Consider the following 26,345-nt stretch of genomic DNA (forward strand, 5'->3'; position numbering starts at 1 on the left):
AACACAGTCTAAAGTAACTATAAACATACCGAAAATAGGTAAAACAAGAAAGATGTGAAGATTGTGGAGCAATTGTTGATATGACTGAATAAGATCAACTTATCAAATGCAATATAATTTTTCTAAGACAAGATTTGCTTAATCTATCTTAGAAAAACCTCAACCGCAATTTTCTTATTTTTTATTGCAAAAGAATAATTTTAGTTTTTTTAAAAGAAGTTAGTATAAAGGGTGCAACGCCAAAGGGGTGCAACCCTTTAGCTTTTTTATTTAATAAATCCGCTTGCAAGAACCAAATCTTTATCGTAAAATACTGCCATTTGCCCGCTAGCAAGTCCATAAACAGGTTCTTGTAAGATGATTTTTGCACTTTTATCTTCATTAATCAAAACTTTACATGGGGTCGATCTTGATCTATAGCGTATTTTTACTTCACAATCTAGCTCTTTAGCATCAACAAATAAATTAATATTATCAAGATTAAATTCACTTATCTTAAGTTCTTCTTTTTTACCTACTATGATTTCATTTTTTTTAGGATCAATTTTTAACACAAAATGTGGCTCATGAGCCCCGCGTACCTCAAAACCTCTTCTTTTACCTATGGTATAGTGCATATAACCTTCGTGTTTTCCTACTTCTTTACCACTACTATCTCTTACAATACCTGGAATTTTAGTATCCATAAACTGATCTAAAACTTGCACATAAGTATCTTCCACAAAACAAATTTCAGAACTTTCCTTTTGTGTTGCAAAAGATTTTAAAACATCAATTGTAGAAGCAAATTTTTTCACATCTTCTTTTCTCATCTCTCCAAGAGGGAAAATCAAATATTCCAAAGCCTCTTTCTCTGCATTTGCTAAAAAATAGCTTTGATCCTTACTCTCATCAACTGCAATTTTAATCAAACCATTTTCTATCCTTGCATAATGACCTGTGGCTAATTTCTCACAACCCAAACTCTTAGCAAATTCTAAAAGCTTGCCAAGCTTAATAAAGCGATTACACAAAGCACAAGGATTTGGCGTCTTTCCTTCTTTGTAGGTATTAACAAAAGGCATATAAACTTGATTTTTAAAATCTTCTTGTAAGTCTAAAATATGATATTTGATGTCTAAAAATTTAGCAACTTTTTCAACTTTTTGTATATTTTCTTCATGATAATTAGCTTTTCCATGAAGCTTCATATAACAACCTATAATCTCATGTCCTGCTTGCTTTAACTTATAAGCAGTTACAGTGCTATCTACACCCCCACTCATTGCAACAAGAATTTTCATCTTTTTCCTTTATCATTCTTATAATTTCATCTAAATCATCACTTATACTATACTTTAACTCATCATTTTTAGATATAGTTCCAAGTTCTAGTAAAGAAGTTTTGATAAATTCATCAAGAGGTTGCCAAAATTTTTGCCCAACTAAAATAATAGGAACATCTTTTTTAAAACTAAGTTGCTTAAGAGTAAGAATTTCAAAAAATTCATCTAATGTTCCAAAGCCGCCTGGGAAAATCACAAAAGCTAGACTCTTTTGGATAAGAGCCATTTTGCGAATGGCTAAGCTCTTAAAAGTGATATTATACTCTAAAAAGTCATTTGCTTTTTGTTCAAATGGTAAATGTATATTAAATCCAAAAGATTTCAAGTGCGAAGCTTGACTTTGCATAGCCCCGTAATTTGCAGCTTGCATAATACCACCGCCACCGCCACTGATGATGCTATAACCCTCATCAGCTAACTTTTGAGCTAATTTTGAAGCCAAAATACAATACTCATTGTCTTCTTTTAATCTTGCAGAACCAAAAAAAGTTATAGCATTTTTTAGGTTTGGCATGTTAGCAAATTTTTCTAAATCTTGGATTATTTTTTCATTCATTTTATAACCTTTAGTTAAAATAAATTCCATTCTAGCTAAATTTTTATAATAATCTTTTATGTAATTTTTAAATAATTTTCTTTTGCAAACTGCATTAAATTAGATTTTTTTAAATTTCTAAACTTTCCAATTCACACTTTTATATATTATACACACTTAATTATGAAAAGATTTTAGTAAATTCGTTATTATTTAAATCTTTACATCTATTTTAACACCAAAAAGAATTTTCAACTCATCGCTTGTACTAAATTTACCTTCTAATAGTTTTTTTACAAGCTCGTTTCTTATATTATCATCTTTGTAAGTTTCTTTGTTTTTACTTTCTGCTTGTATAGGTTTAAAAGTTTCTTTGTTTTCTTGTATGCTAGTATCATTATTATCATTAAGTAACATTTTATCGCCCATAGCTATTTCAAATTCTTTTACAAACTCATCGTGTCTTTGTTTAAAATCAAGATATTTAGTTTTAAATTCCTCTAGAGTTAAATCTTCTTGCATAAGATTATTAAATTCTTTTCTAAAATTAGATGCTTTTTTAGTAATATCAGATCCAAGATTAAACATTTGAGAGTAAGAGGAAAAGTTCATCAATTTAATATCTTCATCTTTTATATCCCAACTATTATAATCTTTACCAAGATTTTTAAGTGAAGATTTTTCTATTTTATTTGGATCTTTTAAAGCATTTGACTTCATAAAGTTATTAAATTTTTTCATATCTTTTTTGCTAATACTTTTATCAAGTCCGAATATTTTAGAATTAAATTCAAATTTTTCCCCACGATAAATGGAATTTTCAGTCATTGTATTATTTGAAAATTTTTCATCTTCTTTCTTATTATTTAAATTTAAGATAGTGTGATGATGATTTAAATTGAAATTTATACCGTTTATCATTAACTTATCCTTTTTATTTTATAGAATAACCACCAAGAGCTAATTCCATATCATTCTTATATTTTGAACTTATTTCTTTAATTACTTTGTAATTGTTTAAAACAGTGCTCGATTTTACTCTATACCAACTACCTAATTGTTCGTTAATAACAGCTACACCATAGGAGAAATATACAAATCTTTTTCCTAAATTAGAAACACCAATATTTCTTTTTACAGTATATCCAATAAAATTGTGATAAGGATCATTTCCTACTATACTCATAGTTTCCAAAAGTCTTTGTTGATTTGTGTATGTATGTTTTCCATTAACTAAGCAATTTGTGGTATCTATACCGCACATTCCACCAAATCGGACAAGCCCTTCTCTATTCCAATAATATTGATCTCCGTTACTATCTTGAAATAAGGTTAATTCTGAAGTCCAACTAGGCTTAGAAAAAGCTAAAAGCTCATTATTCCCAACTAGCTTAAAGCTAGTTTGATACCCACCCTTAACTTGTTTCATTTCATCTACATTTAGAACTTTTACGCCTTGAGAATTATCACTTAAAGCACCATTACTAACTTTAGCTAAAAAATCCCCAGCAAAAGCAGAACTTACTAACAAAGAACCTAAAATTAAAGAACTTGCTAACTTCTTTAACATAACTTCCTTTTTTAGCTATTTTTACTCTTTTTTAAAGAATATCACAAATTACATATTAAAATCAATTTGTTATTTGAAACATTTATTGTTTTAATGGAAAAAATCTAAAAATATTTAGAAAGGTAACAATGAAAAAGATTTTCTTAACATTTATGGTTTTACTTAGTTGTATTTTTGCTAGTGATGAACTAAGTATAGACAGTTTATTTAAAAAGCAAATAGGCTTAAGAAGTATCACAAGCTTTTCTTTGCTTAGTACAGGAAATGCAAATTCTTATGCACTTTATCCCAACATCATTGTAGGTGGAGATCCTACAATTTGGAATGATACAAAGCAAGTGTTTTTAACTCAAACTTTCATTTATACCCTAACACCCAAGTTCGATATACTTGTGTCAGGGGGGGGGCGGAAGTTATGCAAGAGCTGAATATACAAACTTTTTTACAAATGAGTATTCTAGTAAAAACAGAATAGGTTTTGATAGTTTATGGCTAGGTTTATTTATACAGGCGATAGCATTGCAGATTTAATTCCACAAATTACCTTTCAAACTGCAGTCATTCAAAGAGAAAAAGCAATCAATCAAACCAAAAACTTTTATCTAAAATCACAAAGCTTACAAGCTAGTTTAAGGGGATATAGCGACCCTGTTGTATATAGCATTTATACCGGTTTTGGTTATAATCAATCAAGAAAATTTAAAACCCTTAAAATAGAGTATGGAAATAGTATTTATGTGGGTGGGGATTTATCTATCATACTAAGTCCTAAGATTACTTTGGATTTAGGAGCAGAGCAAAGATTTCAAACCGAGCAAAAAATCAATGGCTATCAAAATTCTGAAGTGCGTTCTATTCCAACTTTAAGTTTAGGTTCTACTTATAGCATTAATCAGATACCGCAGTTTCTGTTAATGCTAGTTTTGGGGGAAGTTCTGCTTCGCCTGATAGTATATTTGGGATAAGCTTATGGAGAAAATTTTAAAAATTTTATTATTTTTATCCATTCTTTCTTTGAATGCAAAAGCAGAATGGGTAGTCAAGTCTTATCAAGAAATTAAAAACGAAAGAATAATAAGACAAACTTACGAGCAATCTTGCGGGGCTTCATCTTTGGCAACTTTAATCAATATACTTGATGATAAAAAGTTTGATGAGCTTAAACTTTTACAAACCATGAGCGGACAAAAGCTTTATACGGATATGGTAAGCTTTGCAGATTTAAACGATGCGGTTAAAAAGCTAGGTTATGAAAGCAATTCATACCAAATCAATAGAGAAAGCTTAGACAAGCTTGTAAATATTCCAATGCTTGTAAAAATTGAAGATGACCCACGCTTCCCACATTTTGTGGTAATTATTAATCACAAGGGGAATTATTTACAAGTGCTTGATCCAAGCCATGGAGAATACATAAGCTCTAAAAGTCAATTTTTTAGCATTTGGGATAGATATAATAAAGGCGGTTATGCTTTAATTGTTGCTCCTAAAAAAGAGTTAAAACCTTTCAAGCTAAATACTCCAAAATCTTTGCATTTTGATTTTAAGCCTTTTAGCTTATATTGATTTTTATTGTTTTTTGATTAGAGAACTAATTTTTCATCTTAATTGCTCTAATCTTTCTTTTTTAGAGCCAATCTCAGTAATTTGTACTCCAAAATTTCCATCTACAATAACTACTTCCCCATAGGCAATCTTTTTATCACCTATTAAAATTTCTAAAGGATCATTAGCTAATTGATCAAGCTCGATAACTGAACCTATGTCCATAGTTAAAACATCCTTTAAAAGCATTTTTTTACTACCAATACGCACTCTTATAGGCAAACGCACATCCATAATCAAGCCGATATTTCTTAACTCTTCAACGCTTGCTAAGGTTTTATGGTCTTGAGTATGCTCTTCATGAGTTGTAACAATTTCTTCTAAATCAGTTTTAGTTAAAACTTTATAAATTTTCTCATCAAATACTAAGGAAATTTTCTCTTCTAAATCAGCTATTTTTACATTATATAAATATATTTTATGAAAGCCGCCAAGTTCTAGACTATCTGCAACAAATTCACAATTTTCTAAACTAAATTCCATTTTTGGAATTTCTTTTTGTGCACCTAAGGTTGTAGAAAATGCTGAAATGATATTTTGTATAGCTTCTTTGGCCGCGTCCATTTCATCTTCATTTAGCTCACTATTTTTAGAGATTTCTTCTTCTCCCATCATCCACTCACCAATTGCACTCATTAAAACCGCACTTGCTAAGATTTTGATTTTCATCTCATTATTGACACTAAAAGTAGCACTAACTAGTGGCGGAGTCATAGAATCTTGAGAATTTACATCATACTCATAATACTCGCTAAATTCAGCACTTTTCCCTGTTAAGCCTTCTATTGTGCTTATGCACTCGTTGACAAATATGCCTAAAAAATCATTGATCATCTTCTTCCTCTTCTAACTCTTCATTTTCATCATAAGAATTTGCCTTTGCTCTTCTTTCATCTTCATATTTTTCAAGCATTTCTTTAATCTCATCTTTATCAGTTTTAATAAGTTCTAAGATTTTAATCGACTTTCTAAATCTATGAAGTCCTACTTGAGCTAAAAATACTTCTTTTTTATCTATGGCCACTATAGCTTTATCATCTGCACTTCTATCAAGTTTTAAAATATCTCCTTGTTTTAAATCTAAAAATTCATTTACATTGATAAAAGTTTTACCAAGCATAGCTTCATAAATCACTTCAGCACGACCGATCAAAGTTTTAAGTTCTTTGTTTCTTGACTTTTTAGCCGAAGTTTCACCCATCATAATATCACGATTTGCTAAACGACTCAAAATACTTTCCAAATGCACAACTGGATAGCATATATTTACCATACCACTTGAATTTCCTATGATAATCTCCATTACCACCATGATAACAATCTCATTTTGAGAAACAATTTGCACAACATTTGGACTTGATTCTTTTGCTTCAACACTTGGATAAATTTCCGTAACATTCATCCAACTTTCTTTAAGCCTTTGCATAATAATACGCAAAATAGAATCAAGCAAGTTAAGTTCTATTTCTGTAAGCTCTCTTAAGGTGTCAAAACTTTCACCCTGACCACCCAAAAGCCTATCTATCATAGGGAAAGCAATACTTGGATTAATCTCTAAAACACAATTTCCATCTAAAGGCTTAATAGAAAAAACATTAAAGCTTGTCGGTGAAGGTAAAGACATCAAAAATTCACCATAAGTCATTTGATCAACTGAGTGTAGTTTAATCTCAACTATACTTCTCATCATAGATGAAATTTGCGAAGCAAGATTTCTAGCTAATTTATCATGAATTCCTTTAATAGAACGAAGTTGTTCTTTTGAAACCCTATTTGGACGCTTAAAATCATATACTACAATATCTCTTTTATCTTCTATTTCTTCTAATTTTGAAGAAGCAGCACTATCATCGCTATCATCATCAACGACTTCTAAAAGAGCATCAATTTCTTCTTGGGAAAGTATTTCAGCCATTAAACTAGCCTTTCTCTAATCTTCTTAAGCAAACGCTTATGAATTTGTGAAATTCTTGACTCGCTAATCTCTAAAATCTCTGCAATTTCTTTTAAATTTAATTCTTCATAATAATAAAGCTGTATCACAAGCCTTTCTCTTTCTTTAAATTCTTCCAAAACCGCGTTGATTTTTTCTATTAATTCTTCTTTTTCTATTTGTTCTATGATATTACTATCATTAAAACAATTTAGCTGTTCATCTAAAGGCATAACAAGCGATATAGCATGAGCTGCTCTTGCTTCTTTTACCTTTTCTACTTCTAAATTTAATCTTTGTGCTAAATACTCATCATCAGGTTCTTTTTCATTTTCTTGGTAAAACTCATCTATAATAGCGTCAATATCTTTGATGATTTTTCTATTGCTTCTACTCATTACATCAAGGCTTCTTAGATAATCAAGCATAGCTCCATTTACTCTTTTTCTTGCAAAACCCCAAAAATTGTCATTTTGTTCTTTATCATAGCGACGCGAGAGTTTAATCATCTCTTCTACGCCAATACTAATTAAATCATTTACATCAATACTTGCAGGCAAACGCTCTTTAAGTCTAAAAGCCATAGCTCTTAATGCGGGCATATAAGAGATGACTAAGTCATCTTGTTCTTTTTTTAGCGTAGAAGCATAAGCATTATGCGGCTGCATGTTTTACTTTTCTTTTTGAAGAGCTATCAAGTTTTTTAAGGTCTTCACGCTCTTCTTGAAGTTTTTCAAGCAAGTAATCCATTTTCTTTTCTCTTGCAGCTAATTCTGCTATAAAGCTATTATTTTCATTTTCATATTTTTCTTTATTAAAGCTTCTACCACTAATTTTATTTGCATCTACAAAAATCATAATTACTATATGGATTAACACATAAAATACAAAAGTAATCAAACAAGTATATACAACTATCTCTACTGCATCTTCTATATTAACTATGGTGAACATTAATCCTATAAAAAAACCACAAACAGTAAAAAAAGCAACAAAATTTTCTGGTCTCATCTTTTTCCTTCAATCTAAAAACGATCCAAAAGCTTTTTGAAAAAACTCATAATGCTTTTATCTCCCACATTATTAAGCACTTTTTGTTCCAACCTATACAAAAGCTTAGAAGCTATGGCTTTGAGTTCATCACTTGCATTAGTATCATCATCGCTAAATAAAGTTCTTTTTTTAATACTAGAACTAATATCTTTACTTTGACCTAAAAATCCTAAAAATTCTAAATTTAAATTATGCTTAATGTTAATATCTGCTACTTTTTTAATATTATCAAAAATTCTTAAAGCCTCATTTTCATTTCTAACTACATTAAATACCATTAATAAATTCTCTTTAGTCTTTGAAGTAGTTTTTATAGTAGCATAAGCATCGGTAATTGCGGCAGGATCAGGTACAGTTATGACAATAACCTCATCAGACATTTCTAAGAAATTCCCTATATTGCCACCAATACCTGCTCCTGTATCAATGATTAAAAAGTCTAAATCATCTAAAATACTTGTTTGATTTAAAAATCTCTCATAAATATTTTTATCATTGTATTTTAAAATTTCATCGCCACTCTCACCTGGGATAAGCCATAAATTTGGCTTGACTTCTATTAGAATATCTTCTAGTGAGCATTCACCTTTTAAAACATGTAAAAGGTTTTTTTCTACACGCACATTTAAAATCACATCTAAATTTGCAAGCCCTATATCTGCATCAAAAAGCCCTACTTTATATCCATTTTTAGCTAGGATGTTGCCCAAATTTGCACTAAAAGTACTTTTTCCAACCCCACCTTTACCGCTAGTAACTGCGATAAAATGGGTATGTTTTACATTTGAGTTTTCATTTTTTACTAGATCTTTTAATTTTTCTGCTTGATTACTCATTTTCATCCCTTCTAAAACCTTCTAACACACAACGCACCAAAAAGTCGCTATTTGCTACTTCTATATCATCAGGTACTTCTTGACCTATGGAAAAAAAGCTCATCGGAGTGCTAGTTTCATAAAGCAAAGAAAACACATTTCCAAATACTTTTGTTTCATCAAATTTTGTAATGATTAAAGTGTCTATATTTAAAAATGAAAAATTATTATAAGTTTCTAATAAATCTTCATATTTTGTATTTGCTGAAAGCACTAAATTCACATCAATTTGCGCATTAGAATGCGATAAAAATTCTTTTGTTTTTTCAAGTTTTGCCTTATCATACTGTGAATTTCCGGTTGTATCTACTAAAATAACCTCACAAGTATTTAAACTTCTAATCGCATCATCTAAATCATTTGGCTCTATACTATCAATGATAGGAAGCTTCATCATCTTAGCATATTGAAAAAGTTGCTCTACTGCACCTATTCTATAAGTATCAAGAGTTATAATACCGGTTTTATAGCGTCTATCTCCATAAGCATAGCGAAAAGCAAGTTTAGCTAAAGTAGTAGTTTTACCCACTCCTGTTGGGCCTACTAACATCATAATTTTTTGCTTTTTAATTTCACTTTCTAAACGACATGGAAGCATATTACGCAAAAGTGAGTAAAAATACCTTTGCACTGCTTCTTGATTTGCTTTCATAGTGCTTGGCATATTTTCAATAGTCGCTTTCATAATCGCTTCTAAATGCGCTTCTTGCATACCACTTGCTTTAGCTTGCTTATAAATACTTGCAAACTCAGGCGGTATAGCTAATTCTTTGCGTAAATCTGCCTTATCATCCCACATCATATCCACAAGTAAATTCATTTTATCATTAAGCTTGTTCATTTGTTTTTCAAAAGCTTCTATTTTTTTATCATAATTTGGATTTGGCATAGAAAAATCTTGATAGTTTGAAACCTTGCTAATTTCTGAACTAACTTGAGAAAGTTTGTTTTTTAAATTTAAAAAATTATCATCTTTTTTGCTTGTATTTAAATAAGGATTAATAGGTTTTTGCTTAGCTTTTGAAGAAAAATCAAGCACTACATCTTCTTCTTTTTTTTCATCTTCAAGTTTTGGAGTTTGAATTTTAGCCTCAGGAAAACTTGCTGTGTTTGGTTTTTTCTTTGGTGGCATAGGCAAATTATTTTGTTTTAAATGCTCTTCATAATCAGCTTCTTCAATCGCCACTATAACCTCATACAAAGGCTTTTGATTGATAGTTTTTGGACGAATTTGCTTATTAGTTACTATCAAAGCCTTATCGCCATAATCTTGCTTGACCTTAGGTATAATCTCATCTGTGCTTTCAACCGTAAAAGTATGAATCAATTGTCCCATATTTTTCCTTATCTTAACAAGCCCAAAGGCAAAGTTACGCTAATTCTATCATTTACCCCCACATGAGGCACTATGCAATACTCATCTTTACGCGCTTTTTTTGAAAAATACAACAAATCCAAATCAAGCGTTCTAGGAGCATTTTTAAAAGTTCTTTTTCTTTTGAATTTAAACTCATAAAAAAACAAAACTTTTAAAAGTGCTCTTGCATGCAAACTTGTGCTTACAACCATCACTGCATTAGTAAAGTCTTTTTGCTCTTCAAAGCCAAAAGCTTTATTAATCAAAAATGGCGATGTTTGCAATACTTGCAAGCGTTTATCTTGCATTAAAAGCCTAAATAAACTCCGAAAGCGTTTTTTTTCATCTTCTATATTGCTTCCAAGTCCTATAATGGCTATGTATTTTCCTTTTTTATCAGCCTTTGAATAAAAAGGAAAAAAACGAATTTTTTCTAACCTTCTAGCCCCTTTAATCAGCAAGTTATAACACCACTGCCTTTTCTTTATCAAGATAAACCATATCTTCTATCCTAATGCCAAGTTTATCTTTGATATAAATTCCAGGTTCAATGGTAAATACCATACCTTCTTTTAGCTCATAATCACTTCTTGGACTAATATTTGGCAACTCATGTATATCAAGCCCCACTCCATGCCCTAAGCTATGAATAAATTCTTTTTCAAAACCTGCGTTTTTAATCACTTCTCTTGCGATAAAATCAAGCTCACTTGCCATCATACCAGCGCGTGCTTTTTCTATAGCTTGAAGTTGAGCTTGCTTAACCACTTCATAAATTTGCATAATTTCTTTATCTTTAAAATTTGGCTTATTTTTATCAAAAACTATACCATTCTCATCAAAACAAGCCGTTCTTGTGCGATCAGAACAATACCTTTGATAAACCACACCCGCATCAACTAATAACAAATCTCCATATTCTAAACATTTATCACTAGGTAAAGCATGTGCTTTAGCTGCATTTTCATTAATAGCTACAATAGGTGAAAAAGAAAGTCCTAAAACACCTTTTTTTTGAAAAATTTCACATGCTTTAAGATGTAATTCTTTTTCGCTTTTTCCATGGCCTTCTTGGCTGATAAATTTAGCAAATTCTTCAAAGCATTCTTTACCAAAATTTACAGCCTTTTGCAAAAGTTGTAATTCCTTGGCATTTTTTATAATGCGTTTGTTTTTACTCAAGTCTAATTTTTCTTCAAAAACGATATTAACACTTTTACTAAGTTCTTTAAATTCAAAATAGCTAAAGTCTTTTGGGTCAAAATACACCCTATCAATTCCTGCTTTTTCTAAAAGCTCTCTAGCGCTATCAAAAAGATCTTGTGCTAAAACTACCTTAGCATTTTTTATCATTTCGCTAGCTTCAAAACTATATCTTGCGTCAGTGATGAAAAAAGCTTTATCTTCAAGTTTTAAAAATAAAGCATTATCGCAAGAATAGCCGCACTCATAAAAAAGTGCATTTTCGTTTTTTAAGATAAAATTCATTGATTTGCTTGTTGTGCTTTTGCTTGAGCTGCTTTATATGCATTGATTTGATCAAAAATTTGGAAAAGTCCCATTAGAGCCATATGATAACCAAAAGGACCAAAACCTACCACGCTACCTGCACAAACTGGCGCTATCATGCTTTTTTGTCTGAATTCTTCTCTTCTGTAAGTATTGCTAATATGCACTTCAATCACAGGCATATTAATCGCTGCAATTGCATCGCGGATTGCTATAGAAGTGTGTGCATAAGCAGCTGGATTAATAATCACTCCATCTACACTGCCTAAGCATTCTTGAATTTTATCAACTAACTCACCTTCAAAATTACTTTGAAAAAACTCAATCTCCACATTAGCTTGTTTTGCGGCTTGTTTCATTTGCTCGTGGATATCTTCCATTTTCATATTACCATAAATGTGAGTTTCTCTTACACCAAGCATATTAATGTTTGGTCCTTGTATCACCATAACTTTCATAATCTAACCTTTATTTAGTAAAATTTACTATATTATAACACTTTAAAGCTAAATTTTAGCTACAATTTACCTTTTTAAAGGATGGAAAATGTTTATAATAGCACCCAAAATCATCCTAACCTGTGATGATAAATTTAGTATTTTAGAAAAAAAAGCTATTCTTTTTGATGATAATATTTTAGAAATTGATAGCTTAGAAAATTTACAAAAATCCTATCCGAAAGCCAAACTTATACCAACTCCAAAAAATACCTTGCTTTTACCTGCTTTTATCAACCCGCACATGCATTTAGAATTTAGTGCAAATAATGGAAATTTAGTCTTTGGAGACTTTTTAAAATGGCTTGATAGCGTTTTTAATAACCGCGAGCAATTAAACGAAAAAGCCAAAGAAAAATTAATCTCACAAAATATTCATAAAATGCTAAAAAGTGGCACTGCTACTATAGGAGAAATTTCAAGCTTTGGGGGCGATTTAAACCCTTGTGTAAATTCACAAGCTAGAGTGATATTTTTTAATGAAATTTTAGGTTCAAGTGAAAATTTTATCCAAGCAAAAAAAGAGGAATTTTTAACTCGTTATGAAAAAAGCATGCGTTTTAAAACTTCTAAATTTATCCCTGCTATTTCAGTGCATGCGCCCTACTCAACCCACCCAGAGCTTGCTAAATTTGCTATAAAACTTGCTAGAGAAAATGATCATTTACTAAGCACACATTTTCTTGAAAGCAATCATGAAAACAACTGGCTAAGGTTTAAAAAAGGTGGTTTTAAAAAGAGCTTGGCTAAATTTAGCAAAAATCCTATGCCATTTTACACCCCGCAAAGCTTTTTAGAACTTTTTAAAGATCAAAGGACTTTATTTACACATTGTGTGTATTTTAAAGAATGGAATTTGCTAGATAAAAATCTGCACTCAATCACGCATTGTGCTTTTTCAAATAGGCTTTTGAGTAAAAATACTTTTAAATTAAAATCTGCTTTAAAAAATGGTATTAATATCCATCTAGGAACCGATGGCTTAAGTTCAAATACTTCTTTAAGCATACTTGATGAAATGAGAGCAAATTTACTTATACATGATTTTGAGTTAGAAAATTTTGCCAAAATGTTACTTTTAATGGCAACAAATAAAGCCGCAAAAGCCTTAAATTTAAACCTAGGTCAAATTCAAAAAGGCAAAATAGCTGATTTTAGTCTTTTTGCTTTACCAAATAGTGCAAATTTAAAACAACTTCCTTTGCAATTTATCTTACAAAGCAAAGAAGTGTTAAAACTTTTTATAGAAGGAAAAGAAATAATATAAATATCTTAAACAAGAGTTTCTAATCAAAATTAAAATATTTCTGTTATACTTAAAAATTATAAGAATCTTTAATAAAATTTAAGAAAGTCATATGAAAAAATATTTAATAATATTTATTTTTATAACTCAAATTTTAGCTTTAAATGATTTTGAAGTTATTAATGTTCATAAAGCACACGATCTTAATATCACAGGAAAAAATATAAATGTAGGTATTATAGATTCTGCTTTTAATGCAAATCATCCTAGTTTGCAAGGACAAATCATAGAGCAACAATACTCAACAGTAAATAATAAACCTTATACTCCTGATCTAACAGTAGACACTCACGGATCACATGTAGCAGGAATTATACTTGGTAATTTTAAAAACATTAAAGAACCATATGGGATTGCTTACAATGCGAAAATGTATGGAATTCAAATTTTTGGCTATAACAATGGAAGTCAAAAAATAATTCCTTATAATATTTATGATTATTTTAAAGATAAAGAAATAAAAATAATCAATAATAGTTGGAATACACAATTATATCCAATAGTAGGAATGAGTCAGCTCGGATGGTATGTATCAGATCTTAAAAAGCAAAATTCTAATTATTTTTTAAATTTAGCAAACAACAATAAACCGCTTGATGGGATTATAAAGTTAGCAAAAGAAAAAAACATTCTAATACTATTTGCAGCTGGAAATGAGGGTATAGTATCACCTGGATTTAATGCTACTCTTCCTTATTATGATGAAAATTTAAGATCATGGCTTAGCATTGGAGCCATTGATTCTTCTAAAATTACAAAAGATGAAAATGGAAAACTTATATTATCCTCTAAAGCTATAGCATCGTATAGCAATGGATTAAAAGGAGTTGAAAATTTTTCATTAGTAGCACCTGGAAGTTTTGTTAATTCAGTTAATGCTGCTTATAATATACAACCCATTTTTGGAAGACCTGATAAAAATTTATATGTTAAAATGAGTGGTACTTCTATGGCAACTCCTATGGTAAGTGGAGCTGCTGCTTTAGTGTCAGAAAAATTCCCTTTTTTAAATGGAAAACAAATAGCTGATGTTTTATTAAGTACAGCAAATAAAAATTACAAAACTCCAAAACTAACAGTAAAAGAAACTCAACTTCTCAATACTTCCAATGGAAGAAAACAATCCTATTATACTATTATTTATATAGATACGCCTATCCCTGATGATAAAAATAAAATAAAACAAGATTTGATAGATGCTGGATATTGGAGTTTTGAAGCAGATAAGATATTAAACAATCTAATCGACAAATATCCACTTATGCAAAATGCCAATGAAGACTACAAAGGAATACAAACTCTCAAAAAAGAACAAATCTTAGGACAAGGCATTCTGGACATTAAAAAAGCCATAAATGGTATAGGAATTTTAGATGCAAATAGATTAAATTCACAAGATATTACCGATACTTATGGCGAAAAAGAAGCTTACTATACTATAAATACTCAAGGATATAACGCGACTTTTAGCAATAACATATCTCAAAAAAAATGGGATGATAGTTTACATAGACTCGATGCTTTAAATTCTCCAAAAGATGAAATACAAAATTTAAATATTGGATTTATCAAAGATGGTCAAGGGAGGTTAATTTTAAGTGGAGAAAATACTTATCTTGGTAAAACTATAGTAAAAGAGGGTGAGCTTTCCCTAATAAAAACACAAAATAATAAAGGAATTATAAGTGGGGAGGTTAAAGTTTTAACTAATGGTAAATTTAGTGGAAATGGTTTAATAAAAAATAATTTATACAATCAAGGAATTGTGAGACCTGGAAATCAAGACTTAAGCGATTTAATTGTAGAAGGTCTATATAACCAAAAAAACAATGCTATTTTGCAGCTTGATTTTGGAAATAATGGTAATTCTAAACTTATAGCAAATTCTTATCAAATAGAAGGTGGTAAATTACAATACATACCATTACCTATGTTTTACACTAGTGGCAATATAATTACTATAAATTTAGCTGGATTAAAAAATAATATAAATGACTTTGAAAAAGTTGAAATATCAGGAAACAATAGTATTGATTTTGTTGCTGTATTAGATGAAGATAAAGTTAGTATTAATAAGCCCGCGCCTGAACCAAAACCTGAACCAAAACCTGAACCAAAACCTGAACCAAAACCTGAACCAAAACCTGAACCAAAACCTGAACCAAAACCTGAACCAAAACCTGAACCAAAACCTGAACCAAAACCTGAACAAAAACCTGAACAAAAACCTGAACAAAAACCTGAACAAAAACCTGAACAAAAACCTGAACAAAAACCTGAACAAAAACCTGAACAAAAACCTGAACATGATAACTCTCAAATAATAGTCAAGCCTATTATAAAAAACAATGCATATAATACTCAAAATAGCACCATAGGACAAGCATTAAGAAGCATTAGAATGATGGATAACTTAAATGAAAACTATAAAAATTATTTTATTTTACTAGATAATGCAGATAAAAAAATCGTTCAAAGTAGTCTAAAAAGCTTGGAATCAAATGATTATTTATCCAATTCAATCCAATTATTAAACACCTACAGTAATTTCGGACAAAATAACATGCTCTCGACTCTTAATCCAACTTTCATAAATACACCTATGGAGGATATTAGATTAGCTAGTAATACTTATCCGACAAATTTATTATATCAAAGTGATGTAGCTAATTTTAATTTTTATGATAATCAAACATATATCTTCCAAATGGGACCTAGTTTTAAAAAAATATATGGTAATGATTTTCATGGAAGCTCCTATGGACTCAATCTTAGCGTAGGAAAAGAAATTAATTCTTCAATGTTCGCAACGCATTTAAGTACTTCATATTCTAATGTTGATTTTTCAACATCTAATATCAAAACAAAAAACGCAAATTTATCAAGCAATTATATTTTGAATTTAGAAAATTTTAAAATTTTAAGCGGTATTGGCATAGGATTATACTCAAGCAACATGCAAAGATATATACTAAATTCAGATACTTTAAAAGGAACATATAATGGATTGATAACTTCTACCCAATTAGGTGTAGCAAAAGAATTTAGTTATAATAAAAATTTAAATTTAACTCCTTTGGTATATTTTAATTACAATTATTTTCAACAAAATGCATTTAGTGAAAGCGGTGGAATTTTTTCAAAATCTTACGATAGCATAAAACACAACAGCACATCTTTAGTTTTAGGGATTACTTCTTCTTATGTATTACCAAATTTAGATGAAAATAAAAATACTATAACAGGTTCTATATTGTATGAAAAAAGATTAACAGGAAAAAAGATAAGCAATAATGCAAATTTTATTGATTTTAAAAATCAAAAATTTAAACAATACTATGATTTAGATACTAACTTACTCAACATTAACCTTGGACTAAATTTCAAACCAAATAAAACATTCTTTTTTGATATAAAATTATTAAATGAAATTTATAAAAATCAATATAATGTTAATTTGGTGTCAAATTTTGGATTTAATTTTTGATTAAACAACTTAAAAAGGAAAAGAATGCAGATTATAAAATCATTTTTTAAAGGAATTGGAAAAACCATTTCTTATATCAACACTTATTTTAAAACCTTTGTGTTTTTATTTATCGTGTTTTTAATCCTTACTCCAAGCGGGGATAATGCCAAACTTTCTAATGCAAACCTAGCTCAAATTAATCTTAAAGGCGAAATTAGTGATGCGAGCAATCTTTTAGAACAAATTTACAAAGCCAAAGACGATAAAGCTATAAAAGGAGTTTTGCTTTTTATAGATAGCCCTGGTGGAGCTTTTGCACCAAGCATGGAAATAGCTTTAGCTATACAAGATCTTAAAGCTAAAAAACCTGTGGTAGTCTATGCAGGTGGAACTATAGCAAGCGGAAGCTACCTAAGCGCGGTGGGAGCTGATATGATCATCGCTAATCCTGCTAGCTTTGTAGGATCTATTGGGGTAATTATGCAAGGTTTTGAAGTAAGTGAGCTTGCACAAAAACTTGGTATAAATGAGCAAACCATCAAAGCAGGAAGCTATAAAGAAGCAGGAACTTTCATGCGTAAATGGAGTGAAGATGAAAAAAACTTTTTGCAAAATTTAGCCAATCAAAGCTATGAACTTTTCACACAATTTGTCGCTAAAAATCGCAAGCTAGACTTAAACCAAACAAGCTCATGGGCTGATGCGAAAGTATTTTTAGCAAATGAGGCTTTAAAATTAAAACTCATTGATAAAATAGGCAATTACGAGCAAGCCAAAAAAGAGTTAGAAAAACTAGCCAAAGTGCAAAACCCTATCTGGCAAAAAGAAGATGCTATAGATAAGTTTTTAAAACGATTAGAAGAGCAAAGTGCTAGCTTTTTTGCTAACACTTTAGCGCAATTTTTCACACAAGTAAGCTCACAAAAAATCTACTAAGATTTAATAATCTCATAAAACCCATAAGTATCATTTTCTAAAAAGCCTTTGTGTAAAGGCTTTAGCTTTAAATCTAACTTAACATTTTCAAAGGTATTTAAATTCGAGCTTGAAAAAATCAAAAGCATATCTAACTCATCTTTAAAGGCTTTTAAAAAGTTCTCCCCACCCTCATACATGATGAGCTTTGCTTCACTAGGAATGCTTGTAAAAATTTCTCTTTCAGCTACGCTAAATAAAGGAATGTTTAAATCAAAACTTTCTAAATTTTGACGGCTTAGTATGCATAAATTTGGTGCTTTAGCTTGAGCTAGCCTTGCATCTAAAATAGGCCTATCATGCCTTATAGTTTCTCCACCTACTACTAGCAAATCAAGCTTTGAGCGTAATGCGTGAGCGTAAGTTCTACTTGCTTTAGAACTTACGATTTTGCCATAAGCAGAGCCATTTAAAGAAAGAGCTAGTTTAAAAAATTTAAAACTTGATTTTTGCCATTTTAAAAAAGGCTTTAAAAGCTCTTTGGCTCTTTGCTCGCAAATTCCCATATGAACTTTTATGCCTTGATCTTTTAAAAACTCTGCCCCACCGCTTGCGAGCTTATGCTCATCCTTAGTAGCGATAAAAACTTCACTAAAACCAAGCATGCTAAAAAGCTTTGCACAAGGTGGGGTTTTGCCCTGATGATTGCAAGGTTCTAAACTCACATAAGCACTAGCGCCTTTTAATAACCCCTGATGATTTTTGCAAATAAACTCATGCAAATCATTTGCATTTTGTGGTAAATCTAAATTTGGATTAAGTGCTTTTAAGGCTTTACTCACTGCTTCAAGTTCTGCATGAGCCTTGCCTGCTTCTTTGTGTGCTTCTATGCTTAAGATTTTGCCATTTTTGTCTAAGATCACACAACCTACGGCTGGATTAGGGTAGGTTAAAAGCTGATATTTCCAAGCTTCATCTATAGCTAAATTCATATAAAATTCGTGATTCATATTACTTCCTAAAAAGGTAAAGGTGCAAAAAATACCTTAAGCTTTACATGTTCATCGTAAGCTTTTAAAAAACCTTGTGCTAAAAACTTAATATCTTTAGTTTTTAATTTCTCTCTTAAGTCAAAAGTTCTCTCGCATAGAGGATAAATGAGATAAATTTCCTTTATTTCGTATTTATTTGCATAAGCAAACATTTGATATAAATCGCTTTGCGATATGCCATGCTTTTTCTCATCTTCGTTATCATCTGGAATTTTCCATTTGGTATCTAGGATCATTTTATTTTCTATATATAAATCAGGCTTTAACATAAAACATTTTTCATCATTTTTTGAGATTAAATACTTTCCACTACTTTTGGTTTTTATATTTTTGCTAGGATTAGCAAGTTTAAACATATAAGCCACATAGTTTTCAAAAAGCTTTTCCATAGGAAAAAGCAAAGCAAAGGCTTCGTTTTTACCTTTATATGGAGCAAAGCTTTGATTTTGCAAAAATATCTTACACCAAGAAAGTATATTTTCATAATAATCAAAATGTCTTGAAATTTTAAAACTAAAATCTTTTTCGTAATTTGTAGAAAATTCTACCTCATCAAGCATTTGTATGGCTTTTATAATTCTAAATTTATTTATAAAAGTTTTTGATTTTAAAAAATTTAGCGTTGATTTTATCAAGCGATTTGGAGCTATGTCTAAAACAAACTCATCGCTACTTGTGAAAAATCTTTCTTTGTGTATTAAATTTGATTTTATATGCTCATTGAATAGTAATTTTCCTTTTAAAAAAATTCTATTTTCCTCACTACTTACATAAGATCTCATCAAACCTTTTTTATACACACTATCAAATTCATCTAAAAACATCGTGATAAATACTTCAAACAAAGGCATTTTAGCAATTTGTAAAGATGAAATTTGAGATTTTTTAAAAGGGAAATTTTTTAAGGTTGTTAGCATGTTAATTAAAAGATTTTTGGGGTTGAAATTTATCTCTTTTATACTATACCATTTCTTTACTTTAATGTTTTTCACAATTTTATATTCTTGAAAATAGCTAAAATTAGTATATAATTTATTACCATTGCTTATTGTATAGGCATAATTTAACTTGCTCTTTGAAACTTTCAAAGATTTATCTTTTTTTTCTTTATAGCTATCCAAATTTGTACATTTTGGCAAAATTTCTAAAACACCGCTTTTAGTCTGTATAATACCAACATAATTTTTAGCTTTTAAGGCGTTTTTACTTTTAAAGCCTAGAAGACTTTCATTGTTTTTTGCGAAGTCTTCTAGCTCTTTATAAAATATTTCAGCTTTTTCTTTGAAAATTTCTTTTAAATCTTCTTTAGAAAAAGCTTGATATTCGATGATAGAAAAAGTGTTAATTGTTTTCATTATTCATATATTTTTTTAAAAGTAGCTTCATCCCATTTTTGACTATCACTAAATTTATAAATAACCTTATCACTTTCTATAAATTCTGTCATATTTTTTAAATAATCTTTATTTTCAACAATAACATTTTCCAACATACCATTTTTATTTAAAACTACGTCAATCAAAGCATAATCATTATAAAAATACTCTTGCAGTAGCGGGATGATTTTATTTTGAAAAACATTTTTTAATTTCTCTAAATTCTCAATGCCTATAAAAAATGCATGTCCTATAGTCTTTTCTCTATCTAGCAAGTATTCTATGCGAGTATTAATAGCTTTTAATAATTCTTGCAAATTAACACCTTCGCAATTATCTGACAAAACATTAGGTTTAGGTATCATCTCGATAAATTCAAAGCGTCTTCGCAAAGCTGTATCAAGTGAAGTTATACTTCTATCAGCTGTATTCATAGTGCCTATGATATAAACATTCTTAGGCACTCCAAATTTTTCACCGCTATAAGGCAAAGTAACTTTTAATCCCTCGCTTTCATCTATTCTTTTGCTAGGTTCTATTAAAGTGATAAGCTCACCAAAAATCTTACTTACATTACCACGATTAATCTCATCTATGATTATTATATAAGGTTTTAAGTTATCTTTTTTTATTTTAAATTTTTCATTTTGCAAACTTTCAAATTCTTTTAATTTTTTATAAAACATAAAATAATAAGTCGCATTACCATGGTAATCACTTTGGCTGTCATATTTTGGCTTAATATCTTTAAAAGATAAAATTCTTCCATTTATAAAATCTAAATAATCTCTTTTTATAACATCAATAGTCAATCTTTGAGGACTTTTAATTGAGCCACCCAACAAAAAAGAACGATATTCATCTTTGGAATTTAAAAGGATTTTTTTAACATTAACTTTATTTTCTAAAGGAAATTCATTTCCTTTGTCTAGAAAATTTTGATTAATATAATTAGCAAATTCAAAAATTAATTTATCTAAGTCAGTTTCATTCTCATTTTGTATTGATGAAATATAGTTTTTCAAAGATTTATCACACAATTCTTTAAAAACACCATTTTTTATCTCATATTTTAATTCTTGAGAATTTTCATCGTTGTTTATTATAGGTTTTATACCTTCTACAAATTCTTCATATCCGTAGCTTTGATGAAAGGTGGTAAAAACTATTTGCCCATTTTTTACATACTCATCAAATTTTTCTTTTTTCTCATCTCTATCTTTATTTGCTAAATTTTCACCCAAGATTTCCAAAGCCTTATCTATAGTATGATAAGTTTTTCCTGTCCCTGGAGGCCCATAAAGAATTTGATTTAAAGGTGGATTTTGATTTTCAAAATTTAATTGTTGATTTTGTATTTTATTGCTTTCATTAATTTCAAAATCACTTTCATTTAAAGAATTAAAATAACTCATCATTTCTAAAAAATCTTTTACTAATTTATCTTTTTCGTTTAAATTATAGGTAAAATTAAACTTTTGCAGATATCCTTCATGCTCCATTTTATCTACTGCTAAACATCTAGATTTGTTTATATTATTATCTGGAAAATCAAAATATATTTTCAAATGTTTTTTATTATCAAAATATCCACTATATCCTATAAATATATAAATACCTTTTTTGGCAGTAAATTTTTCACTATTAATGTAATTTTTATTTAGCAATTCTTTTCTAACAAATATAATCCATGCATCTTTACTTAAAGTTCCACCTGAATTTCCTATTTGTTGTTTAAAAAGATAATTGTATTTTTCTTTAAGAAATTTCAAATTACTTTCAATTATTTTACAGGTAGTTCCTTTGCTGCTGATCTTTCCATTTTTAGTTTTTTTATTTCTATCAATACAATCATCTACCTGCTTTATTAATTCATCTATTGCTTTTATAAAATTTTCTCTTTCTTCATTAGAAAATTCAATCATAATACAGCCTTTTAATCTATAATCGCAAATAACTTGCAATTTTTATAATATCTATAAAATCTTTCCCCATTTTTATTCATAGTTCTTAAATAGGTAAAAACGGGTGAAGTCCATTTATAGCCTTGACTTTTTGTATGAAATTCATCTATTAATTTATCATCTTGATAAACATACACACTCATGCCACCATTTTTTACAACTGCTTCTTTAAATTCATCTTCATCTTTTGGAAAATGATAATACACATTGCCATTTTTATCTGCTTTACTGATTTTATAATCATATTTATTTTCAAGCATTATACGCCTTTTTTATTCTTATGTTTAAATTCAATTATACAAAAGATAAGTAAAAATTTAGATTTCTAAATTTTTACCATTGTATGAAAGTTTTAGCTTTTCTTATGTCGCTAAAATTTAAAGTAGTTTTTTCTTGAGTTTCTAAATTTTCTAAAGTGATATTTTCATCATCTACGGCGATAATTTTTGCTTCGATTTTTTCTTTTTCACTAGTTGTGATTTTTACAAGTTCGTTAATGCTTTTTGCAAAATGCTCAATTTTGCTAAGTTTTCTCTCAAGCCCACAGCTTGATACTTCTAAAAAATACTCCCCACCCACAGGTGGCTCTACATCAAAAATAGGCGATAAAATCTCACTAAGCTTAGCACAATCATCAAGATTTACCCCGCCTTCTTTTTGCACATAAATTCTATAAATCTTTCTACCATTTTCACTTACTAGCTCATCATCATAAAAGCTAAGCCCTGCTTCTTTACAAAGTGCTTCAAGATTCATTTTGTTCCTTTTTGATTTTTTCAAATAAAGCATCCATATGATTTTGATACTCTAATCTATCATCAAATTTAAAGTGAAAATTCGGACATCTATACCACCCTTGCTCACTCATGCAGTAATTTTGCAAAGCACGGGCGGCTTTTTTGAGTTGGTTGAGTATGATTTCTTGCTCTTGGATATTAAAAAACATTTTATCTAAATACACAAAAGCATCATATCTGCCTTTTTTACACTCCACATCCACTACGCACAAATTTTTTAAAGCTTCGTTGTCTAAATTTGCTAAAGCTTCTGGTATAAGTTCTTTTAAAATGCTTTCTGTGCGTAGCTTTTTGATTTCGGCTGAGTTCATAGGCTTACTTGTTCCTCAACTTCTTTGTAACTTTCTATATAATCCCCCACTCTCATATCATTACAACCTTCTATGCCTACACCGCATTCATAGCCTTTTGCAACTTCTCTTACATCATCTTTAAAGCGTTTGAGCGAGCTTACATTACCTTCAAATACCACAACCCCATCTCTAATGAGCCTGATTTTCGCACCACGATTGATTGTGCCTTCTGTCACCATACAACCTGCGATTTGTCCTAGTTTTGGCACACTGATCACTTGGCGAATTTCAGCTTGACCAAGTTGTTCTTCAGAGATAATAGGGCTCATCATACCACCTAGCAAGGCTTTTACATCATCAAGCAAGTTATAAATAACATTATAAGTTTTTATCTCTACACCTTTATCTTTGGCACGCTCTTTGATCTCACCAGTTGGGCGTATATTAAAACCTAAAACGATAGAGTTTTCACTCGCACTTGCAAGCTCTATATCACTTTGAGTAATCCCACCTACCCCACTATGGATGATATTAACCTTAATCTCATCGTTTTTAAGTTTTTCTAAACTAGCCTTAATCGCTTCAAGTGAACCTTGCACATCTGCTTTTAAAATCACAGGAAGGGCTTTTAAATTGCCTTCTTTGATTTTTGCACCAAGCTCATCTATGCTTACTTTAGTGGATTTGCTTAGTTCTTTTTGGCGGTTGTATTCATGGCGTTTATTAGCATATTCTCTTGCTTGCTTATCACTATCTACAGCTATTAGAGTTTCTCCTGCATCGGCTACTTCACTAAGACCTATGATCACCCCGCACTCACCTGGGCCTATTTCTTTTAAAGCTTTGCCTTGATCATCACTCATAGCACGCACTTTACCATAAGCTTCCCCTGCTACAACAGTATTTCCCACTCTTAAAGTACCATTTTGCACGATAATAGTAGCCACAGGACCTCTACCTTTTTGCACTGAAGATTCTATAATACTTGCTTTAGCATGGGTTTTTGGATTTGCTTTAAGCTCTAAAATATCAGCTTGTAATAATACAATTTCAAGTAAATCCTCTATACCATCACCTTTTTTAGCTGAAACTGGCACAAATTCATGGCTTCCGCCCCATTCTACTGGCATGATGTCCATTTCTGCTAGTTGGGTTTTTACCATGTCAGGATTTGCGTTTTCTTTATCCATTTTATTAATAGCAATGATAATAGGTACATTAGCTGCTTTTGCATGATTGATCGCCTCTTTAGTTTGTGGTTTTACCCCATCATCTGCAGCTACTACGATAATAACAATATCAGTTATACTAGCTCCCCTTGCACGCATAGCAGTAAATGCCTCATGGCCTGGAGTATCGATAAAAGTGATTTTTCTACCATTTTTTTCCACCATATAAGCGCCAACATGCTGAGTAATCCCACCTGCTTCGCCACTTGCAATGCGTGATTTTCTTATATAATCAAGCAAAGAAGTCTTACCATGATCAACATGCCCCATAATAGTAATAACCGGAGCTCTTTGGCTTAAATTTTCTTCTGTTTGATTTTCATCATAATCTTTTACATAATCAAACTCATCAGCCTCATCAATGATATTAATCTCCACTCCAAATTCAGCAGCAAGAATTTCTATAGCATCCTCATCTAAAAAGTCATTTTTAGTTGTCATCATACCAAGCATGAAAAGTTTAGAGATAACTTCTCCGGTGTTTTTACCAAGTTTTTCAGCAAATTCATACACACGAATTTCTTTAGGTATGCTTACACTTGTTATAGCTTCACTTTCTTTTTTCTCTACCTTTTTAGGTGGTTTTTTACGACTTCTTCTTTGTATACCACCCTCGCCAAATGGGTTGATAGAGTTATTTAAAGATTGCTTTAAAATATTTGGTTGTTTTTTGTTTGCTGGTTGTGCTGGTTTGTTTTCTTTTACACTAAAATCAGGTAAAACTACCATATCGTCATCTTCTAAAGAAATATCAGCAAAGTCTTTATCTCCTAAAAGATCCATTTTAGTAGTGTTTTCTTTTTTACTTGTCGCAGGATGATTTTTCTTTTCTTTTTTCTTTCTTTTTAAATTCTCATCTGAATTTGAAAAAATCATACTAAGGCTCAAGCCTTGAGTATTTTGTATATTAGATTTTTCTTCATTGTTTGTTTGGTTTTCTTTGCTTTCTTCTTTTTTCTTTTTAACGATAACCAAACCTCTTCTTTTAGCTAAATTTAAATTAGAGCCTAGTTTTTCATCGAATTTAATTTCTTCTTTTTTTTCTTCTAATGCTTCATTTTTAATAGGATTTTCAGGTTGCTTTTCTTCTTTTTTACTTTCTTCTTTCTTTTCATTTGTTGTTTTAACAGGAGTTTTTGTTTCTTTTTTAGTAGTTTTTTTCTCTTCTTTTTTGCTTTCTTCTTTTTTAGTAGTAGTTTTTTTAGCCGCGCTTTCTTTTTTAGGCTTTGCCACTTTTTTTACCACATCTAGTATTTCACCTGATTGCACATATTGATAAATCGCTTCTGCGATTTCAGAAGATACTTTTTTGTTAGGGGATTTTATATCCTCTAAGCCTATTTCATTGGCTTTTTCTATAATTTCTTTACTAGTATATCCTAACTCTTGAGCGATTTCGCTAATCTTTACATCTGTCATTAAAAAATATCTCCTTTAAATCCTGCTGATTTATACTGCCATAAAAATTGCCTTTGCAAGCTCTCATAAAAGCCTTTTGCAATGTTTTTTCATCTTTTTCAAAACATGGATTACAAATATATAAACTCCTACCAAATTCCACTTTAGTGATAATTTGAGAATTTTTTATTTGAAATTGATGCAAACTTTGCTTTTCATAACGACCTTTGCAAACAATGCACATTCTAATGGGTATATGGTTTTTCAAAATTATATCTTTTTTTTGG

Annotated in this window: 25 protein-coding genes and 1 pseudogene; 5 read left to right on the top strand and 21 right to left on the bottom strand. The window is 30.0% G+C overall.

The genetic code is table 11. The features are described from left to right. Positions 1–266: 266 nt before the first annotated feature. From mnmA to L8Y18_RS03985, 4 genes are all read right to left on the bottom strand, one after another. Entirely contained in the window at positions 267–1,283 is a 1,017-nt protein-coding gene (gene mnmA / locus L8Y18_RS03970; protein ID WP_133319621.1) for a tRNA 2-thiouridine(34) synthase MnmA, read from the bottom strand. Beyond that, entirely contained in the window at positions 1,246–1,881 is a 636-nt protein-coding gene (locus tag L8Y18_RS03975) for a TIGR00730 family Rossman fold protein (RefSeq protein WP_263664779.1), read from the bottom strand. Before L8Y18_RS03975 ends, mnmA begins: the two co-directional genes overlap by 38 nt. Before the next feature lie 192 nt (positions 1,882–2,073). After that, the gene (locus L8Y18_RS03980) at positions 2,074–2,781 is read right to left on the bottom strand and encodes a hypothetical protein (RefSeq protein ID WP_263676305.1); all 708 of its coding nucleotides are present in this window, start codon (positions 2,779–2,781) and stop codon (positions 2,074–2,076) included. Positions 2,782–2,794: 13 nt separating this feature from the next. After that, positions 2,795–3,430: a hypothetical protein gene (locus L8Y18_RS03985; protein WP_263676306.1), complete on the bottom strand. Its 636-nt coding sequence runs from the start codon at positions 3,428–3,430 to the stop codon at positions 2,795–2,797. Positions 3,431–3,558: 128 nt separating this feature from the next. Here L8Y18_RS03985 and L8Y18_RS03990 point away from each other — a divergent pair. Together L8Y18_RS03990 and L8Y18_RS03995 are read left to right on the top strand one after the other, a co-directional pair. Further along, a pseudogene (locus L8Y18_RS03990) lies at positions 3,559–4,415 on the top strand (hypothetical protein). Then, positions 4,400–4,996 carry a C39 family peptidase gene (locus L8Y18_RS03995; protein ID WP_263664777.1) on the top strand — a complete coding sequence of 199 codons (597 nt, stop codon included), beginning with the start codon at positions 4,400–4,402 and terminating at the stop codon, positions 4,994–4,996. Before L8Y18_RS03990 ends, L8Y18_RS03995 begins: the two are co-directional and overlap by 16 nt. A gap of 33 nt (positions 4,997–5,029) precedes the next feature. On the opposite strand, the gene fliY is transcribed toward L8Y18_RS03995, so the two are convergent. Genes fliY through aroQ form a run of 9 tightly spaced genes read right to left on the bottom strand, consistent with a single transcriptional unit; the run spans position 5,030 to position 12,220 of the window. Beyond that, positions 5,030–5,869, bottom strand: a complete 840-nt coding sequence (fliY, locus tag L8Y18_RS04000; protein ID WP_133319624.1) for a flagellar motor switch protein FliY — start codon at positions 5,867–5,869, stop codon at positions 5,030–5,032. Continuing rightward, on the bottom strand, positions 5,859–6,950 hold the full coding sequence (fliM, locus tag L8Y18_RS04005; protein WP_133319625.1) for a flagellar motor switch protein FliM: 1,092 nt from the start codon (positions 6,948–6,950) through the stop codon (positions 5,859–5,861). The genes fliY and fliM overlap by 11 nt, the downstream gene beginning before the upstream one ends. Next, positions 6,950–7,636, bottom strand: coding sequence for an RNA polymerase sigma factor FliA (locus L8Y18_RS04010; protein ID WP_133319626.1), 687 nt, complete (start codon positions 7,634–7,636; stop codon positions 6,950–6,952). The genes fliM and L8Y18_RS04010 overlap by 1 nt, the downstream gene beginning before the upstream one ends. Next, positions 7,623–7,979 carry a hypothetical protein gene (locus tag L8Y18_RS04015; protein WP_133319627.1) on the bottom strand — a complete coding sequence of 119 codons (357 nt, stop codon included), beginning with the start codon at positions 7,977–7,979 and terminating at the stop codon, positions 7,623–7,625. Before L8Y18_RS04015 ends, L8Y18_RS04010 begins: the two co-directional genes overlap by 14 nt. A 14-nt stretch (positions 7,980–7,993) precedes the next feature. Continuing rightward, the gene (flhG, locus tag L8Y18_RS04020) at positions 7,994–8,857 is read right to left on the bottom strand and encodes a flagella biosynthesis ATPase FlhG (protein ID WP_133319628.1); all 864 of its coding nucleotides are present in this window, start codon (positions 8,855–8,857) and stop codon (positions 7,994–7,996) included. After that, entirely contained in the window at positions 8,850–10,232 is a 1,383-nt protein-coding gene (gene flhF, locus L8Y18_RS04025; protein ID WP_263661153.1) for a flagellar biosynthesis protein FlhF, read from the bottom strand. The genes flhG and flhF overlap by 8 nt, the downstream gene beginning before the upstream one ends. 8 nt (positions 10,233–10,240) lie before the next feature. Then, entirely contained in the window at positions 10,241–10,714 is a 474-nt protein-coding gene (gene folK, locus L8Y18_RS04030) for a 2-amino-4-hydroxy-6-hydroxymethyldihydropteridine diphosphokinase (RefSeq protein ID WP_263659453.1), read from the bottom strand. Between the two features lies 1 nt (position 10,715). Beyond that, entirely contained in the window at positions 10,716–11,741 is a 1,026-nt protein-coding gene (locus L8Y18_RS04035; protein WP_263676307.1) for a M24 family metallopeptidase, read from the bottom strand. Beyond that, the gene (gene aroQ, locus L8Y18_RS04040) at positions 11,738–12,220 is read right to left on the bottom strand and encodes a type II 3-dehydroquinate dehydratase (protein WP_133319632.1); all 483 of its coding nucleotides are present in this window, start codon (positions 12,218–12,220) and stop codon (positions 11,738–11,740) included. Before aroQ ends, L8Y18_RS04035 begins: the two co-directional genes overlap by 4 nt. Before the next feature lie 88 nt (positions 12,221–12,308). Between aroQ and L8Y18_RS04045 the strand changes: the two genes are divergently transcribed. From L8Y18_RS04045 to sppA, 3 genes are all read left to right on the top strand, one after another. Continuing rightward, positions 12,309–13,526, top strand: a complete 1,218-nt coding sequence (locus L8Y18_RS04045) for a metal-dependent hydrolase (RefSeq protein ID WP_263676308.1) — start codon at positions 12,309–12,311, stop codon at positions 13,524–13,526. Between the two features lie 91 nt (positions 13,527–13,617). Further along, positions 13,618–17,052 (top strand): S8 family serine peptidase, encoded by a 3,435-nt coding sequence (locus L8Y18_RS04050; RefSeq protein ID WP_263676309.1) that lies wholly within the window; start codon positions 13,618–13,620, stop codon positions 17,050–17,052. Between the two features lie 24 nt (positions 17,053–17,076). After that, positions 17,077–17,970 (top strand): signal peptide peptidase SppA, encoded by an 894-nt coding sequence (sppA, locus tag L8Y18_RS04055; RefSeq protein WP_263669743.1) that lies wholly within the window; start codon positions 17,077–17,079, stop codon positions 17,968–17,970. On the opposite strand, the gene ribD is transcribed toward sppA, so the two are convergent. From ribD to L8Y18_RS04095, 8 genes are all read right to left on the bottom strand, one after another. Further along, the gene (ribD, locus tag L8Y18_RS04060) at positions 17,967–18,959 is read right to left on the bottom strand and encodes a bifunctional diaminohydroxyphosphoribosylaminopyrimidine deaminase/5-amino-6-(5-phosphoribosylamino)uracil reductase RibD (RefSeq protein ID WP_263676310.1); all 993 of its coding nucleotides are present in this window, start codon (positions 18,957–18,959) and stop codon (positions 17,967–17,969) included. The two genes, sppA and ribD, sit on opposite strands and share 4 nt — an antisense overlap. A gap of 8 nt (positions 18,960–18,967) precedes the next feature. Then, on the bottom strand, positions 18,968–20,347 hold the full coding sequence (locus tag L8Y18_RS04065; RefSeq protein ID WP_412175791.1) for an McrC family protein: 1,380 nt from the start codon (positions 20,345–20,347) through the stop codon (positions 18,968–18,970). A gap of 8 nt (positions 20,348–20,355) precedes the next feature. Then, positions 20,356–22,302: an McrB family protein gene (locus L8Y18_RS04070; protein WP_318529912.1), complete on the bottom strand. Its 1,947-nt coding sequence runs from the start codon at positions 22,300–22,302 to the stop codon at positions 20,356–20,358. Between the two features lie 11 nt (positions 22,303–22,313). Further along, positions 22,314–22,601 (bottom strand): hypothetical protein, encoded by a 288-nt coding sequence (locus L8Y18_RS04075; protein WP_263659731.1) that lies wholly within the window; start codon positions 22,599–22,601, stop codon positions 22,314–22,316. A gap of 73 nt (positions 22,602–22,674) precedes the next feature. After that, on the bottom strand, positions 22,675–23,097 hold the full coding sequence (gene rimP, locus L8Y18_RS04080) for a ribosome maturation factor RimP (RefSeq protein ID WP_133319638.1): 423 nt from the start codon (positions 23,095–23,097) through the stop codon (positions 22,675–22,677). Beyond that, positions 23,087–23,449, bottom strand: a complete 363-nt coding sequence (gene rbfA / locus L8Y18_RS04085) for a 30S ribosome-binding factor RbfA (protein WP_263676312.1) — start codon at positions 23,447–23,449, stop codon at positions 23,087–23,089. The genes rimP and rbfA overlap by 11 nt, the downstream gene beginning before the upstream one ends. After that, the gene (gene infB / locus L8Y18_RS04090; protein ID WP_263676313.1) at positions 23,446–26,079 is read right to left on the bottom strand and encodes a translation initiation factor IF-2; all 2,634 of its coding nucleotides are present in this window, start codon (positions 26,077–26,079) and stop codon (positions 23,446–23,448) included. Before infB ends, rbfA begins: the two co-directional genes overlap by 4 nt. Beyond that, the gene (locus L8Y18_RS04095) at positions 26,060–26,326 is read right to left on the bottom strand and encodes a DUF448 domain-containing protein (RefSeq protein WP_133319640.1); all 267 of its coding nucleotides are present in this window, start codon (positions 26,324–26,326) and stop codon (positions 26,060–26,062) included. Before L8Y18_RS04095 ends, infB begins: the two co-directional genes overlap by 20 nt. Positions 26,327–26,345: the final 19 nt, after the last annotated feature.

This window comes from Campylobacter sp. CNRCH_2007_0968H (genome assembly GCF_025773245.1).
In the GTDB taxonomy this organism is placed as follows: domain Bacteria; phylum Campylobacterota; class Campylobacteria; order Campylobacterales; family Campylobacteraceae; genus Campylobacter_D; species Campylobacter_D lari_D.